This is a genomic window from Streptomyces sp. NPDC037290 (assembly GCF_055603245.1).
Genome location: NZ_JBVJVZ010000002.1, coordinates 906798 through 920740 on the forward strand (window position 1 = coordinate 906798; position 13943 = coordinate 920740).

Annotated in this window: 11 protein-coding genes; 9 read left to right on the forward strand and 2 right to left on the reverse strand. The window is 74.2% G+C overall.

The features are described from left to right. Positions 1-107 precede the first annotated feature (107 nt). The 7 genes from ACZ7HQ_RS09835 (at position 108) to ACZ7HQ_RS09865 (ending at position 9937) form a co-directional block, all read left to right on the forward strand. On the forward strand, positions 108-941 hold the full coding sequence (locus tag ACZ7HQ_RS09835; RefSeq protein ID WP_470986872.1) for a M55 family metallopeptidase: 834 nt from the start codon (positions 108-110) through the stop codon (positions 939-941). Continuing rightward, positions 934-2250: a M20/M25/M40 family metallo-hydrolase gene (locus tag ACZ7HQ_RS09840; protein ID WP_470986874.1), complete on the forward strand. Its 1317-nt coding sequence runs from the start codon at positions 934-936 to the stop codon at positions 2248-2250. The genes ACZ7HQ_RS09835 and ACZ7HQ_RS09840 overlap by 8 nt, the downstream gene beginning before the upstream one ends. 3 nt (positions 2251-2253) lie before the next feature. Continuing rightward, positions 2254-4218 (forward strand): prolyl oligopeptidase family serine peptidase, encoded by a 1965-nt coding sequence (locus ACZ7HQ_RS09845; protein ID WP_470986876.1) that lies wholly within the window; start codon positions 2254-2256, stop codon positions 4216-4218. Further along, a complete protein-coding gene (locus ACZ7HQ_RS09850) occupies positions 4215-5138 on the forward strand; it encodes a S66 peptidase family protein (protein ID WP_470986878.1) in 924 nt (307 codons plus the stop codon). The genes ACZ7HQ_RS09845 and ACZ7HQ_RS09850 overlap by 4 nt, the downstream gene beginning before the upstream one ends. 407 nt (positions 5139-5545) lie before the next feature. Beyond that, a complete protein-coding gene (locus ACZ7HQ_RS09855) occupies positions 5546-7297 on the forward strand; it encodes a CocE/NonD family hydrolase (protein ID WP_470987141.1) in 1752 nt (583 codons plus the stop codon). A gap of 57 nt (positions 7298-7354) precedes the next feature. Continuing rightward, entirely contained in the window at positions 7355-7906 is a 552-nt protein-coding gene (locus ACZ7HQ_RS09860) for a GNAT family N-acetyltransferase (protein WP_470986880.1), read from the forward strand. 69 nt (positions 7907-7975) lie between these two features. Continuing rightward, on the forward strand, positions 7976-9937 hold the full coding sequence (locus ACZ7HQ_RS09865; protein WP_470986882.1) for a DUF5107 domain-containing protein: 1962 nt from the start codon (positions 7976-7978) through the stop codon (positions 9935-9937). 21 nt (positions 9938-9958) lie between these two features. On the opposite strand, the gene ACZ7HQ_RS09870 is transcribed toward ACZ7HQ_RS09865, so the two are convergent. Then, positions 9959-10306, reverse strand: a complete 348-nt coding sequence (locus ACZ7HQ_RS09870; protein ID WP_470986883.1) for a VOC family protein — start codon at positions 10304-10306, stop codon at positions 9959-9961. A gap of 80 nt (positions 10307-10386) precedes the next feature. Between ACZ7HQ_RS09870 and ACZ7HQ_RS09875 the strand changes: the two genes are divergently transcribed. Continuing rightward, positions 10387-10806, forward strand: coding sequence for a phage holin family protein (locus ACZ7HQ_RS09875; RefSeq protein ID WP_470986885.1), 420 nt, complete (start codon positions 10387-10389; stop codon positions 10804-10806). A gap of 22 nt (positions 10807-10828) precedes the next feature. Here the strand turns inward: ACZ7HQ_RS09875 and ACZ7HQ_RS09880 are convergent, their stop codons facing one another. Further along, entirely contained in the window at positions 10829-11785 is a 957-nt protein-coding gene (locus ACZ7HQ_RS09880) for an LLM class F420-dependent oxidoreductase (protein WP_470986886.1), read from the reverse strand. Between the two features lie 221 nt (positions 11786-12006). Between ACZ7HQ_RS09880 and ACZ7HQ_RS09885 the strand changes: the two genes are divergently transcribed. Then, positions 12007-13875 carry an NAD(P)/FAD-dependent oxidoreductase gene (locus ACZ7HQ_RS09885; RefSeq protein ID WP_470987143.1) on the forward strand — a complete coding sequence of 623 codons (1869 nt, stop codon included), beginning with the start codon at positions 12007-12009 and terminating at the stop codon, positions 13873-13875. Positions 13876-13943 lie beyond the last annotated feature (68 nt).

A 13943-nucleotide genomic window follows, 5' to 3' on the forward strand; every position in this document is an offset into this window, starting at 1 on the left:
GCCCCGCGGGATGTGCGGCCCGCCGCCCGCACACCCCGCTGCGCTGCCCGGAACGGGTTCGCCGGGGTCGTAGCCTGGCCGCGCCTCGACGCGTAACGTGACGCAGCATGAAGATCCTCATCAGTGCCGACATGGAGGGGGCCACGGGCGTCACCTGGCCGGCCGACGTGCTGCCGGGGACGCCGCAGTGGGAGCGGTGCCGGTCGATGTTCACCTCGGACGTGAACGCCGCCGTGGAGGGCTTCTTCGACGGCGGCGCCGGCCAGGTGCTCGTCAACGAGGCCCACTGGAGCATGCGCAATCTGCTCCTCGAGCGGCTCGACGAGCGGGTCGAGATGCTCACCGGACGGCACAAGGCGCTGTCCATGGTGGAGGGCGTGCAGCACGGCGACGTGGACGGCGTCGCGTTCGTCGGCTACCACGCGGGCGCGGGGATGGAGGGCGTCCTCGCCCACACCTACCTCGCGAACCAGATCACCGGTGTGTGGCTGAACGACGTCCGCGCCAGCGAGGGCCTGCTCAACGCGCACGTCGTCGCCGAGTACGGCGTCCCCGTCGTCCTCGTCACCGGTGACGACGTGGCCTGCGAGGACGCGCTCGGCTACGCGCCCGAGGCGCTGAAGGTCGCCGTCAAGGACCATGTGTCGCGGTACGCGGCGGTGTGCCGCACCCCGGCGCGGACCGCCGCCGACATCCGGGCCGCCGCCAAGGAGGCCGCGCAGCTGGCGGTCCGTCACGCACCCGCACAGGACGGGCCGTTCACGGTCGCCGTGGAGTTCGACGCCGAGCACCTGGCGATGGCCGCCACCGTCGTGCCCGGGGTCGCCCGGATCGGGGAGCGGAAGGTGGCGTACACCAGCGCCACGATGTACGAGGGCATCAGGACGTTCAAGGCGGTCACCACGATCGTCTCTGCCGCCGTGGAGGAGCAGTATGGGTGACCAGCAGGCCGACCGGCAGGCCCTGGACGAGGTGGTGGAGTTCACCTCCGGCCTGATCCGCATCGACACCGCCAACCGGGGCGGCGGGGACTGCCGGGAGCGGCCCGCCGCCGAGTACGCGGCCGAGCGGCTGGCCGGTGCGGGCGTGGAGCCGCTGCTGCTGGAGCGGACGCCGGGCCGTACCAACGTCGTCGCCCGGATCGAGGGCACCGACCCGTCCGCCGACGCGCTGCTGCTCCACGGTCACCTCGACGTGGTGCCCGCCGAGGCCGCCGACTGGAGCGTGCACCCGTTCTCCGGCGAGATCCGCGACGGGGTGGTGTGGGGGCGGGGCGCCGTCGACATGAAGAACATGGACGCGATGATCCTCGCGGTCGTCCGCGGCTGGGCCCGGCAGGGCGTGCGGCCCCGCCGGGACATCGTCGTCGCGTTCACCGCCGACGAGGAGGCCAGCGCCGAGGACGGATCCGGCTTCCTCGCCGACGAGCATCCCGAGCTGTTCGAGGGCTGCACCGAGGGCATCAGCGAGTCGGGAGCGTTCACTTTCCACGACGGCGCCGGCCGGCAGATCTACCCGATCGCGGCGGGGGAGCGGGGCACCGGCTGGCTGAAGCTCACCGCGCGCGGCCGGGCCGGGCACGGCTCGAAGGTGAACAAGGACAACGCGGTCACCCGGCTCGCCGCCGCCGTCACCCGGATCGGTGAGTACGAGTGGCCGCTGAGGCTGACCCCGACCGTGCGGGCCGCGCTCGCCTCACTCGCCGCCCTGAACGGCATCGAGCCCGACTTCACGGACGTGGACCGGCTGCTGGAGAAGCTGGGCCCGTCCGCCGAGCTGGTGGCGGCGACCGTCCGCAACAGCGCCAACCCCACCATGCTGAACGCCGGTTACAAGCTGAACGTCATCCCGGGCGAGGCGGTGGCCTACGTCGACGGACGCTATCTGGCCGGCACGGAGGAGGAGTTCACCGCCACCCTCGACCGCCTGACCGGGCCGGACGTCCACTGGGAGTTCGCACACCGGGAGGTGGCCCTGCAGGCGCCGGTGGACTCGCCGACCTTCGCCGGGATGCGGGCCGCCGTTGCGGAGTTCGCGCCGGACGGGCACGTGGTGCCGTACTGCATCTCGGGCGGCACGGACGCCAAGCAGTTCTCCCGCCTCGGGATCACCGGCTACGGTTTCACCCCGCTGAAGCTGCCCGAGGACCTCGACTACCAGGCGCTGTTCCACGGCGTGGACGAGCGGGTGCCCGTCGAGGCGCTGCAGTTCGGCGTCCGGGTGCTCGACCGCTTCCTGCGGACCGCCTAGGGGATGGGGGAGACGGTGCGGACCTCGCCGTACGGATCGTGGCCGTCGCCCGTCGACGCGGCGCTGGCCGCCGCGCACGACGGGCAGCCGGAATGGGTGGGCTTCGCCGGGGACGAGGTGTGGTGGACCGAGCCCCGGCCGGCCGAGGGCGGCCGCAGGGCGCTGGTGCGGCGCACGGCCGAGGGCACGGAGGAGACCGTGCTGCCCGCCCCGTGGAACGTGCGCAACCGGGTGGTCGAGTACGGCGGCCGGCCCTGGACCGGGGCGGCGGGCGGCGACGGACCGCTCGTCGTGTTCACGCACTTCGCCGACCAGCGGCTGTACCGGTACGAGCCCGGCGGCGAACCGCGCCCGCTGACCCCGCTCTCCCCGGTCGGCGCGGGACTGCGCTGGGCGGACCCCCACCTGGACCTCGCGCGCGGCGAGGTGTGGTGCGTGCTGGAGGAGTTCACCGGGGACGGCCCCTCGGACGTACGGCGGGTCCTGGCGGCCGTACCCCTGGACGGTTCCGCCGCCGGGGACCGGTCCGCCGTGCGTGAACTCACCGACGGCCGGCACCGGTTCGTCACCGGCCCGCGCGTCTCGCCCGACGGCCGCCGGGCGGCCTGGCTCGCCTGGGACCATCCGCGCATGCCGTGGGAGGGAACAGAACTGCTCGTCGCCGAGATCCGCGCCGACGGCACACTGTATGCGGTCGACACGGTCGCGGGTGGGCCGCAGGAGGCGATCGCGCAGGCCGAATGGTCGGCGGACAACCGTCTTCTGTATGCGAGCGACCGCAGCGGCTGGTGGAACCTGTACCGGGACGGCATCCCGCTGTGCCCGCGCGAGGAGGAGTTCGCCGGCCCGCTGTGGAAGCCGGGCCTGCGCTGGTTCGCGCCGCTGGACACCGGGCTGGTCGCGGTCGTCCACGGTCGGGGGTCGACCGTACTCGGGATACTGGATCCGGAATCCGGGGAGATCGTCGACGCCGCCGGACCGTGGACCGAGTTCGGCGCCACCCTCGCCGTCCACGGCGGTCGTGTCGTCGGCGTCGGCGCCAGCCCGCGCACCGCCTACGAAGTGGTCGAGCTGGACACCGCGACCGGCCGGGCCCGCGCCATCGGCGCCCGGCACCGGGACGCCGTCGACCCCGCCTACTACCCCGAGCCGCGGATCCGCACCTTCACCGGCCCGGACGGCCGCGAGGTGCACGCCCACGTCCACCCGCCGCACCACCCCGGCCGGACCGCCCCCGACGGCGCGGCGCCGCCGTACGTCATCTGGGCGCACGGCGGACCGACCAGCAGGGTGCCGCTCGTCCTGGACCTCACCATCGCCTACTTCACCTCCCGGGGCATCGGCGTCGCGGAGGTGAACTACGGCGGTTCCACCGGATACGGCCGGGCCTACCGCGAGCGGCTGCGCGAGCAGTGGGGTGTGGTCGACGTCGAGGACTGCGCGGCCGTCGCCCGCGCCCTCGCCGCGGAGGGCACCGCCGACCCGGACCGGCTCGCGATCCGCGGCGGCAGCGCGGGAGGCTGGACCTCGGCCGCCTCCCTGGCCACGACCGACATCTACGCCTGCGGCACCATCGTCTACCCGGTCCTCGACCTCTCCACCTGGGGCCCGGGGGAGACCCACGACTTCGAGTCCCGCTACCTGGAGTCGCTGGTCGGCCCGCTCGCCGAGGTGCCGGCCCGGTACGCCGAGCGCTCGCCGACCGCGCACGCCGACCGGATCACCGTGCCGTTCCTGCTGCTCCAGGGCCTGGACGACGTGATCTGCCCGCCCGTCCAGTGTGAACGCTTCCTCGCCCGGATCGCGGGCCGTGGCCTGCCGCACGCCTATATCACCTTCGAGGGGGAAGGACACGGGTTCCGGCGGGCCGATACGATGATCCGCGCCCTGGAGGCCGAAATCTCCCTGTACGCCCAGGTGTTCGGGCTGGACGTGCCCGGTGTCCCGAGACTGGAGCTGCACACGTGAAGGAACTGACGCGGCCGAGACGACTGGCCCCGGGCGCCCGGGTGGCCGTCGTCGCCACCAGCGGGCCGGTGCCCGAAGAGCGGCTCCAGGCAGGGCTCGACGTGCTGCGCGGCTGGGATCTCGACCCGGTGGTCGCACCCCATGTCCTCGACCGGCACCCCGAGTTCGGCTATCTGGCCGGCACCGACGCCGACCGCGCCGCCGACCTGCAGAACGCCTGGTGCGACCCGGCGGTGGACGCGGTGCTGTGCGCCCGCGGCGGGTACGGGGCGCAGCGCATGATCGACCTGCTGGACTGGGACGCCCTGCGGGCCGCCGGGCCGAAGGTCTTCGTCGGCTTCAGCGACGTCACCGTCCTGCACGAGGCCTTCGCCACCCGCCTCGGACTCGCCACGCTCCACGGCCCGATGGCGGCCGGCGTCGACTTCGTCAAGAACGCCCGGGCGCAGGAGCACCTGCGGGCCACGCTGTTCGCCCCCGAGACCGTCCGTACCATCGCCTCCGGCGGTACGGCCCTGGTGCCCGGCCGGGCCCGCGGGGTCACCCTCGGTGGCTGTCTGTGCCTGCTCGCCGCGGAACTCGGCACGCCGCACGCGCGGGCCTCGGCGGCGGGCGGGCTGCTGTGCCTGGAGGACGTGGGGGAGGAGACGTACCGGCTGGACCGGTATCTCACCCAGCTCCTGCGCGCGGGCTGGCTGGAAGAGGTGCGCGGGGTGCTGCTCGGCTCCTGGGAGGCCTGCTCCGGGTACGCCGGGATACGGCCGCTGCTGGCCGACCGGCTGGGCGCGCTCGGCGTACCGGTGGTGGAGGAGTTCGGCTTCGGCCACTGCGCGGGCGCGCTGACGATACCCTTCGGCGTCGCGGCCGAACTCGACGCGGAGGCAGCCACGTTGACGCTCGACGAGCCCGCACTGCGCTGACCGCGTCCACTGAATCTCCGTCAAGAAACCCCCTGCGCGCGGATTGACCCGCGCCTGACACGTGTCACAGCATGCTCCTCGGCCAGACCTACTGGTCGGTATCCGTGTGCCTCAGTGTGGAGGACCCCGTGCCCCGACGTGTGCCCCGACCTGCGCGCCGCCGCGCGTCCCGCTCCCGTGCCGCCCTTGGACCCCTCTTCCGGATCGTGCCGGTGCCGCGGGCCCTGGCACGCGCCTCCGCCGCGTCGTCGTCACCCGGCGACTCGCCCGGGCCCGGCTTCAGCCGCGCGGGGGCACCCCCGTCGCATCGACTCCCTCCTCCGCCCGGCGGCCGCACGCACCGGATCCCGCTCGACGCGGCCGGCAGGACCCGCCGCCCGCAGCCGGCCGGATCCGGACGCAGGGCCCTGGCCGCGTTCCTCGGCGCGGCCCTCACCGCGTCCCTCGCGCTCACCGGTGGCCCGGCCCGCGCGAGCGGCCGGTACACCGTCACCCCGCTGACCTTCACCGTCCGGGCCGGCGACCGCAGTTGTACGGTCGACGCGGACCTGTACCGGCCCGCCGGCGCCGACCACGCCCACCCCGCGCCCGCCGTCCTCGGCACCAACGGCTTCGGCGGCAGCAAGTCGGACGGCTCCACCGACGCCATCGGCAAGGACTTCGCCGAGCGCGGTTACGTCGCCCTCGTCTACTCCGGCCTCGGCTTCGGCCACACCGGCTGCCTGATCTCCCTCGACGACCCCCGCATCGACGGCAGGGCCGCCTCCCAGCTGGTCGACTTCCTCAGCGGCAGGCGCACCGCCGACAACGGCACCCGCGCCGACTTCGTCACCCTCGACGCCCCCGGCGACCCCCGCGTCGGCATGATCGGCGGCTCCTACGGCGGCGCGATCCAGCTGGCCACCGCCTCCGTCGACCACCGCGTCGACGCCCTCGTCCCGCTCATCACCTGGAACGACCTCGTCTACTCCCTGGACCCGAACAACGCCGTCGGCGCCCCCCAGGTGCCCGGCGCCTTCAAGTGGCAGTGGACCAACGGCTTCTACCTGGCCGGCGAGAGCCAGCCGCTGACCGTCCCGAACCTCGATCCGTCCCGGATCAACTCGCTGGCCTGCCTGCACTTCGTCTCCGACGTGTGCGACACCGTCCGCACCCTCAACTCCGGCAGCTACCCGGCCGACCGCACCGCCCGGCTGCTCGCCTACGCCCGCAGCGTCTCGCCGACCACCTACCTCCCCCGCGTCCACGCCCCCACCCTGCTCGTCCAGGGCCAGGCCGACAGCCTGTTCAACCTCAACGAGGCGACGGCCAGCTACCGCACGCTCAGGGCCCAGGGCACCCCGGCCGCGCTGATCTGGCAGTCCTGGGGCCACAGCGGCGGCATGACCGACCCCGCGCCCGGCGAACTCAACATGGCCCAGGGCACCCTGGAGGCCAGCTACGTCGGCCGGCGCATCCTCGCCTGGTTCGACCACTACCTGAAGCAGGACCGGACCACCGCCACCGGCCCCGCCTTCGCCTACTACCGGGACTGGATCACCGACCCGGCCCACACCTACGCCACCGCCGACCAGGTCCCCGCCCCCAGCCGAACCCTCTACCTCTCCGGGGACGGCACACTCGTCGACGACCGCGCCGAGGTCGCCCGCGGAAGCCGCAGCTACACCAACTCGGTCGTCCCCACGAGCCATTCGGAAAGCTCCCTGACCGGATCCGTCGGCCTGCCCGACCCGGCACCGTACGACACCCAGGGCACCTACCTCGCCTGGACCGGCGCTCCCCTCACCAGGAACCTCGATCTCGCCGGCGCCCCGCAGGCCACCCTCCGGGTCGTCTCCCCGACAGCCGAACGCACCCAGAACTCCGGCGACGCCGCCGACCGGCTGGTGCTGTTCGCCAAGCTCTACGACGTCGCGCCCGACGGCACCCAGACGCTGGTCCACCGGCTGGTCGCACCGGTCCGGGTCCCCGACGTGACCAAGAGCTTCACCGTCACCCTGCCGGGCATCGTGCACCGCTACGCGCCCGGCCACCGGCTGCGGTTCGTCATCGCGGCGAGCGACGACGCCTACTTCGGCTACCGGGGGATCAAGCCGGTGACCGTGGTCAGCGCGCCCGGGGACACCGGGGTGCTGCGGCTGCCGGTCGTCGGCGGCTGAGTCGCCCCGGCGGCAGTTCCGGTGCACGTGCGGGCCGGGACGCCGTACGCTGGCCGGATGCCGCACACCGCACCCCACTACCTGGCCGAGGGTCCCCGCGTGGCCATCCGTCACTTCACCCCCGAGGACGGGCCCGAGTTCACCGCACGGACCCGGGAGAGCAAGGACCTGCACCGGCCCTGGCTGTTCCCGCCGGACACCGACGAGGCCTACGCCGCCTACGCCGGCCGGCTGCTCGACGACCCGAGCAAGGCCGGCTTCCTGGTGTGCGAGAGGGACAGCGGGGACATGGCCGGGTACATCAACATCAACAACATCGTGCGCGGCGGCTTCCAGTGCGGCGCCCTCGGCTACGGGGCCTTCGCACACGCCGCCGGGCGCGGCCTGATGCGCGAGGGCCTCGACCTGGTCATCGGGTACGCCTTCGGCCCGCTGGGGCTGCACCGGCTGGAGATCAACGCGCAGCCCGAGAACACCGCCTCGATCGCGCTCGCCCGGGGTGCCGGGTTCCGCAAGGAGGGTTTCTCACCGAACATGATCTACATCGACGGCGCCTGGCGCGACCACGAACGCTGGGCGCTCACCGCCGAGATGCGGCCCGCCCGCTGAGCGCCGCGGGCGCCTTTGCGCAATCCTGACCAGCAGGTCCCCTGGTCGAGTGCCGCGCCCCCGGGTTCCATGGTCATCGTGACGAGGATCCGACGTGAGGTACTGACGCTGCCCGCCGCGCAGTTGGGCCCGGACAACCCCCTGCCCCCGCTGCGCCCCCTCGACGAGGTCCACCGCATCGACGACCGCGACCGGGACGGCATGCCCGGGGACACGGCCCGTCAGCTGGGCCGGGAGCCGCTGCGCAGCCTGCTCCCGGTCCGCGTCCGCGACGGCTACGACAGAGCCCGCGAGCCCCGCGCCCTCGATGCCCTGGTGATCGAGAACGACCGGCTGCGCGCCACCGTCCTGCCCGGCCTGGGCGGCCGCATCGTCTCCCTGCTGCACCTGCCGACCGGCCGTGAACTCCTCTACCGCAACCCGGTGTTCCAGCCCGCCGGCTTCGCGCTCAACGGCGCCTGGTACTCCGGCGGCATCGAATGGAACATCGGCGCCACCGGGCACACCACCCTCTCCTGCGCCCCCCTGCACGCCGCCCGCGTCCCCGCCCCCGACGGGGGAGAGATGCTGCGCCTGTGGGAGTGGGAGCGGCTGCGCGACCTCCCCTTCCAGGTCGACCTGTGGCTGCCCGACGGATCCGACTTCCTCTACGCCGGCGTCCGCATCCGCAACCCCCACGAGCGGCCGGTGCCGGCCTACTGGTGGTCCAACATCGCGGTGCCGGAGGAGGTCCGGGTCCTCGCCCCCGCCGACGAGGCCTTCCACTTCGGCTACGAGCGCCGCCTGCGCAGGGTCCCCGTCCCGGTGCACGACGGCATCGACCGCACCCGCCCCCTCAACAGCCCCTACGCCGCCGACTACTTCTACGAGGTGCCCGACGGCCGCCGCCGCTGGATCGCCGCGCCGGACGCCGAGGGGCACGGGATCGTCCAGACCTCCACCGACGTGCTGCGCGGCCGCAAGCTCTTCGTGTGGGGCAACCGGCCCGGCGGCCGGCGCTGGCAGGAGTGGCTGACCGAACCCGGCACCGGCGGCTACTGCGAGATCCAGGCCGGCCTCGCCCGCACCCAGCTGGAGCACGTCCGGCTGGAGGCCGAGAGCGAGATTTCCTGGCTGGAGGCGTACGGCCCGCTCGACGCCTCCCCCGACGGCGAGTGGACACAGGTCGTCCAACGGGCCGAGGAGCGGCTGGAGTCGGTTCTGCCCCGGGCCCGCGTCGACCAGGCCTACGCGGCCTGGAAGCCGTACGCCGACACCGAACCCGGCGAGACGCTCGCCCGCGGATCCGGCTGGGGCGCCCTCGAAGTCCTGCGCGCCGACTGGAAACTGGCCGGTACCCCGTTCCCCGAGTCCACCCTCGGCGAGGACCAGGCGCCCTGGCGGGAACTGCTGCGCACCGGCCGGCTGCCCGAGCCGCGCCGGGTACGGCCGCCCGGCGGGACCCTCGTCGCCCCGCACTGGCGGGACATGCTGGAGGCCGCGCCCGCCACCCCGCACACCGAGTACCACCTCGGGGTCGCCCAGTGGCACGCCGGCGACCGCGCCCAGGCCGTCCGCAGCTGGGAACGCGCCCTCCCGCTCGCCCCGTCCCTGTGGCCGTTGCTGCGCTGTCTGGCCGTCGCCGACCAGGAGTCCGGCCACCACGAGCGGGCCGCCGAACGCTACGCCGACGCCTTCGACGACCTGTGCCGTGAGCGGCGAGACGACGGCGAGGCATGGACGGCCGCCGTCGCCGCGCTCGGCCGGGAAACACTGCAGGCGCTGCTGCGGGTGCGGCGGACGGCGGACGCCCGCACCGTCTGGAACCGGCTGCTGCCCGCCGTCCGCCGCCGCGGCCGGTTCCGGCTGCTCGAGGCCGAACTGCTGCTCGCCGAAGGACGGCCGGGCGAGGCACGGGCCGTCTTCGACGCGGGCTTCGAGGTCGCAGACCTGCGGGAGGGAGAGGAGACGATCGGCCGGCTGTGGGCCCGGCTCACCGACGAACCCCTCCCGGCCCGGTACGACTTCGGGATGCGGCCCGACACCGGCTGACCGGCTTGCGTTCCGGCCGGCTCAGCTCCGCTGGTCGACGTACTCGAACACCGAGCCGTCCGGATGCATCGCGATCAGGTTCCGGCCCACCGGCGTCGGCACCGGCCCCGCGATGATCCGGGCGCCGAGGCCGGTCAGCAGCCGGTGCGCCTCGTCCACGTCCTTGACGGCGATGGTGGCCGCCACCTTGCGCAGCACCTCCAGTTCCGCCTCCGGCCCGCTCATCAGCAGGAAGGAGCCGATCGCGGCGACCTGGACCCCGCCGCGCTCGAAGCGCAGGGCTCTGCCGCCCGCCAGACGCTCGTAGAAGGGGACCGCGGTCTCGAGGTCGTCGACGCAGATGCGCAGTGAGGCGCCCAGAATCTCCATGCGTCCGAGCCTAGTTGGGGCGGCCCGGGCCGTGCAGGGCGCCCGCGTTACCCGCTGTGGCCGCCGGGTACCCGCAGGGTATGGACCGTTTGGATCACCTGGAACACCTGGACAAGCACCTCGTCGAAGAGCTGGCACAGGTGGCACGCGAGACGGTACGCGACGAGCTGCGCGAGCAGAGCCGCAAGCAGCGCCGCACCGCCCTGCTCTACGCCGCGTCAGGTGCCGCCGCCCTGTACGCGGGCGCCGCCGTGGCCCTGGCCGCCGGTCTCGCCCTGGCGACGGTTCTGCCCGGCTGGGCGGCCGCCCTGATCACGGCGGCGATGCTGGCCGCGGTGGCCTACGTCCTGCGCGGCGCGGCCCACCCGAGGCACGGCCACCCGTCGGCTCCGGTCCCCACCGTCGGCGGCACCGCCCGGGGCGGCCCACCGGCCGGCCTGGGCGTGCCGTACCCGCCGATGCCCACGGAGCCCCCGGAGCCGGGCCACCACAGGGCCTGAGCACCCCGAGCGCCGGGGGTGCTCACCCGCCGAGCTGCGGCAGCACCTTCGTCCGGTAGAAGTCGAAGAACCCCCTCTGGTCCGCCCCGATCTGGTTCACGTACACCCGGTCGAACCCGGCGTCCGCGAACGCCCTCAGCGCGGACACGTGCTGCTCGACGTCGTCCCCGCACACCACCTTCTCGCGGACCATGTCCTCGGTGACCAGCTCGCGCAGCTGCTCGAAGTGCCGCGGCGACGGCAGCACCTGCCCCATCTCGCCGGGCAGCAGCTCGTTGTACCAGAGGGAGTGCACCGTACGGACGCACTCCTCACGATCGGTGCCGTAACAGACCTTCGTCCCGCCGCTGACCGGTTTCGCGCCGCCCCCGCCCTTGCGGAACCGGGTGACCATCTCCTCCTGCGGCATCATCGTGATGTAGCCGTCGCCCACCCGCGCGGCCAGTGATGTCGCCTTCGGGCCGAACCCGGAGATGTCGATCGGGACGGGCTCGTCGGGAACGGTGTAGAGGCGGGCGTTCTCCACGGTGTAGTGCGTGCCGCGGTGGTTGACCTCCTCGCCGGTGAACAGCCGGCGCATCACCTGGATGGCCTCCTCCAGCATCTCCAGGCGGACGTGCACCGGAGGCCAGCGGTCGCCGAAGATGTGCTCGTTGAGCGCCTCGCCCGTACCGACACCGAGCCGGAACCGGCCCTCGGTCATCACCGCGGACGTCGCCGCGGCCTGCGCCGTCACCGCCGGATGCATCCGCACGGTCGGACAGGTCACCGCCGTCTCGATCGGCAGCGACACCGCCTCGGACAGGGCGCCGATCACCGACCACACGAACGCGCTCTGCCCCTGTGCGTCGTTCCACGGGTGGAAGTGGTCGGAGATCCACAGCGCCTGGAAGCCGGCCTGCTCGGCCATCCGGGCCTGCTCGACCAGCGCGGCGGGATCGTGCTCCTCGCTCGCCAGGAAATAGCCGTACTCGGGCATGGGACGTTACCTCCGTGTCGGCGAGGCCGGTCCTCGAGTGATCCGGTTCCGGGCCCGGGTAACCGGGGCCCGGGGGGTGAAACGCGGGGCGGTGCGCGTTCGGGGTGCCGTGACCGGCGTACGGGTGACCCACCCGGCGTTTGGGTGCCCGGGCCCCGGTTACGCGGAAAGCCTCGGACGAGCCACACCGCCGGAGGCGCACCGTGAGCCGACCTCACGTCGTGATCGTCGGCGCCGGTTTCGCCGGGTACCGGGCTGCCCGCACACTGGCCCGCCTCACCCGGAACCGGGCCGACGTCACGCTGCTGAACCCGACCGACTACTTCCTGTACCTGCCGCTGCTGCCCCAGGTGGCCGCCGGGGTCCTGGAGGCCCGCAGGGTCACCGTGTCGCTGCCCGGCACCCTGCGCGGGGTGCGGCTCGTCCTCGGCGAGGCGGACCGCGTCGACCTGGACGGGTGCACCGTCCACTACACCGGCCCCGAGGGCGGCGCCGGCACCCTCGGGTACGACCGGCTGCTGCTGTGCGTCGGCAGCGTCAACAAACTGCTGCCCATTCCAGGGGTCGCCGAGCACGCGCACGGGTTCCGCGGGCTGCCGGAGGCGCTGTACCTGCGCGACCACGTGACCCGGCAGATGGAGCTGGCCGCCGCGGAGGACGACGCGAGGGCCTGCGCCGCCCGGTGCACGTTCGTGGTGGTGGGCGCCGGCTACACCGGCACCGAGGTGGCCGCCCACATGCAGCTGCTCACGGACCGGCTGGCGCGCCGGAGCCCGCCGCCCGGCGGTGTGCGGCCCCGCTGGCTGCTGCTGGACGTCGCGGAGCGCGTGCTGCCGGAGATGGACCGGCGGCTGTCCCGCACCGCCGACCGGGTGCTGCGGGCGCGGGGTGTGGAGGTGCGCATGGGTACGTCGGTGAAGGAGGCCACCCATGACGGGGTGCTGCTCACCGACGGGGAGTTCGTCCCGTCCCGGACCCTCGTGTGGTGCGTGGGCGTCCGCCCGGATCCGCTGGTGGAGGGCGTCGGGCAGCCGCTGGAGCGGGGGCGGCTGATCGTCGACCCGCATCTGCGGGTGCCGGGCCGGCCCGAGGTGTTCGGCTGCGGGGACGCGGCCGCCGTACCGGACCTGGAGCGTCCCGGGGAGTTCACGCCGATGACGGCCCAGCACGCGTGGCGGCAGGGCAGGGTGGCGGGCGAGAACGTGGCCGCCTCGCTCGGTCTCGGCCGGCGCCGGCGGCCCTACCGGCATCACGACCTGGGGTTCGCGGTCGACCTCGGCGGCGTCCGGGCCGCCGCCAACCCGTTCGGCATCCCGCTGTCCGGCCCGGCGGCCGGCGCGGTGACCCGCGGCTACCACCTCGCCGCGCTGCCCGCGAACCGTGTCCGGGTGGCCGCCGACTGGCTGCTGGACGCCGTACTGCCGCGCCAGGCAGTCCAGTTGGGCCTCGTCCGCTCCTGGTCGGTCCCCCTGGACACAGCCTCCCCGGAGCTGGCCCGCGTACCCGGCGGACCCGGCCGGGCGGAGGACCCAGGAGGGCCGGGCGCACCGGATCGAGCGGGCGGGCAGGCGCGGCCGGGCCGCCCGGGCCAGGCGGAGGTGCCGGGCGTGCCGGGAGGAGCGCAGCACCCGCAGGGCCCGAACCACGCGCGCGGCCCCGCACCGGCGGGCGACCCGACACCCGCGGAGCGCAGGGACCACCCTGCACCGGGCCCGGTCCGGCGCACCGACCCGCCGGATCATCCTGCCCCGGGCCCGGTCCGGCGCACCGACCCGCCGGATCATCCTGCCCCGGGGCCGGTCCGGCGCACCGACCCGCCGGATCATCCTGCGCCGGGGCCGGTCCGGCGCACCGACCCGCCGGATCACCCCGCCCCAGGGCCGGTTCGGCGTGCTGATGTCCCGGATCACCCTGCCCCGGGGCCGGTCAGGCGTGCCGATGTCCCCGATCATCCCGCCCCGGGCCCCGTCCGGCGTGCCGGTCCGCCGGACCATCCCGCCCCCGGCCCCGTCCGTCGCGCCGACGCTCCGGGCCGTCCCGCCCCCGGCCCCGTAAAGCGTGCCGGTCCTTCGGGCTCCGCTGGTCGGTGATCGGTCGGCCGGGATCGCCGAACGGCGTTCTTCGGGCCGCGCCGCCCCTCGGACCTCACTCGACTCTG

Excerpts from the sequence above, each read along its gene's own strand:
- ACZ7HQ_RS09835 (WP_470986872.1), top strand. The coding sequence starts at position 108 with ATGAAGATCCTCATCAGTGCCGACATGGAGGGGGCCACGGGCGTCACC.
- ACZ7HQ_RS09875 (WP_470986885.1), top strand. The coding sequence starts at position 10,387 with ATGGACCGTTTGGATCACCTGGAACACCTGGACAAGCACCTCGTCGAA.
- ACZ7HQ_RS09865 (WP_470986882.1), top strand. The coding sequence starts at position 7,976 with ATGGTCATCGTGACGAGGATCCGACGTGAGGTACTGACGCTGCCCGCC.
- ACZ7HQ_RS09860 (WP_470986880.1), top strand. The coding sequence starts at position 7,355 with ATGCCGCACACCGCACCCCACTACCTGGCCGAGGGTCCCCGCGTGGCC.
- ACZ7HQ_RS09845 (WP_470986876.1), top strand. The coding sequence starts at position 2,254 with ATGGGGGAGACGGTGCGGACCTCGCCGTACGGATCGTGGCCGTCGCCC.
- ACZ7HQ_RS09880 (WP_470986886.1), bottom strand. The coding sequence starts at position 11,785 with ATGCCCGAGTACGGCTATTTCCTGGCGAGCGAGGAGCACGATCCCGCC.
- ACZ7HQ_RS09870 (WP_470986883.1), bottom strand. The coding sequence starts at position 10,306 with ATGGAGATTCTGGGCGCCTCACTGCGCATCTGCGTCGACGACCTCGAG.
- ACZ7HQ_RS09840 (WP_470986874.1), top strand. The coding sequence starts at position 934 with ATGGGTGACCAGCAGGCCGACCGGCAGGCCCTGGACGAGGTGGTGGAG.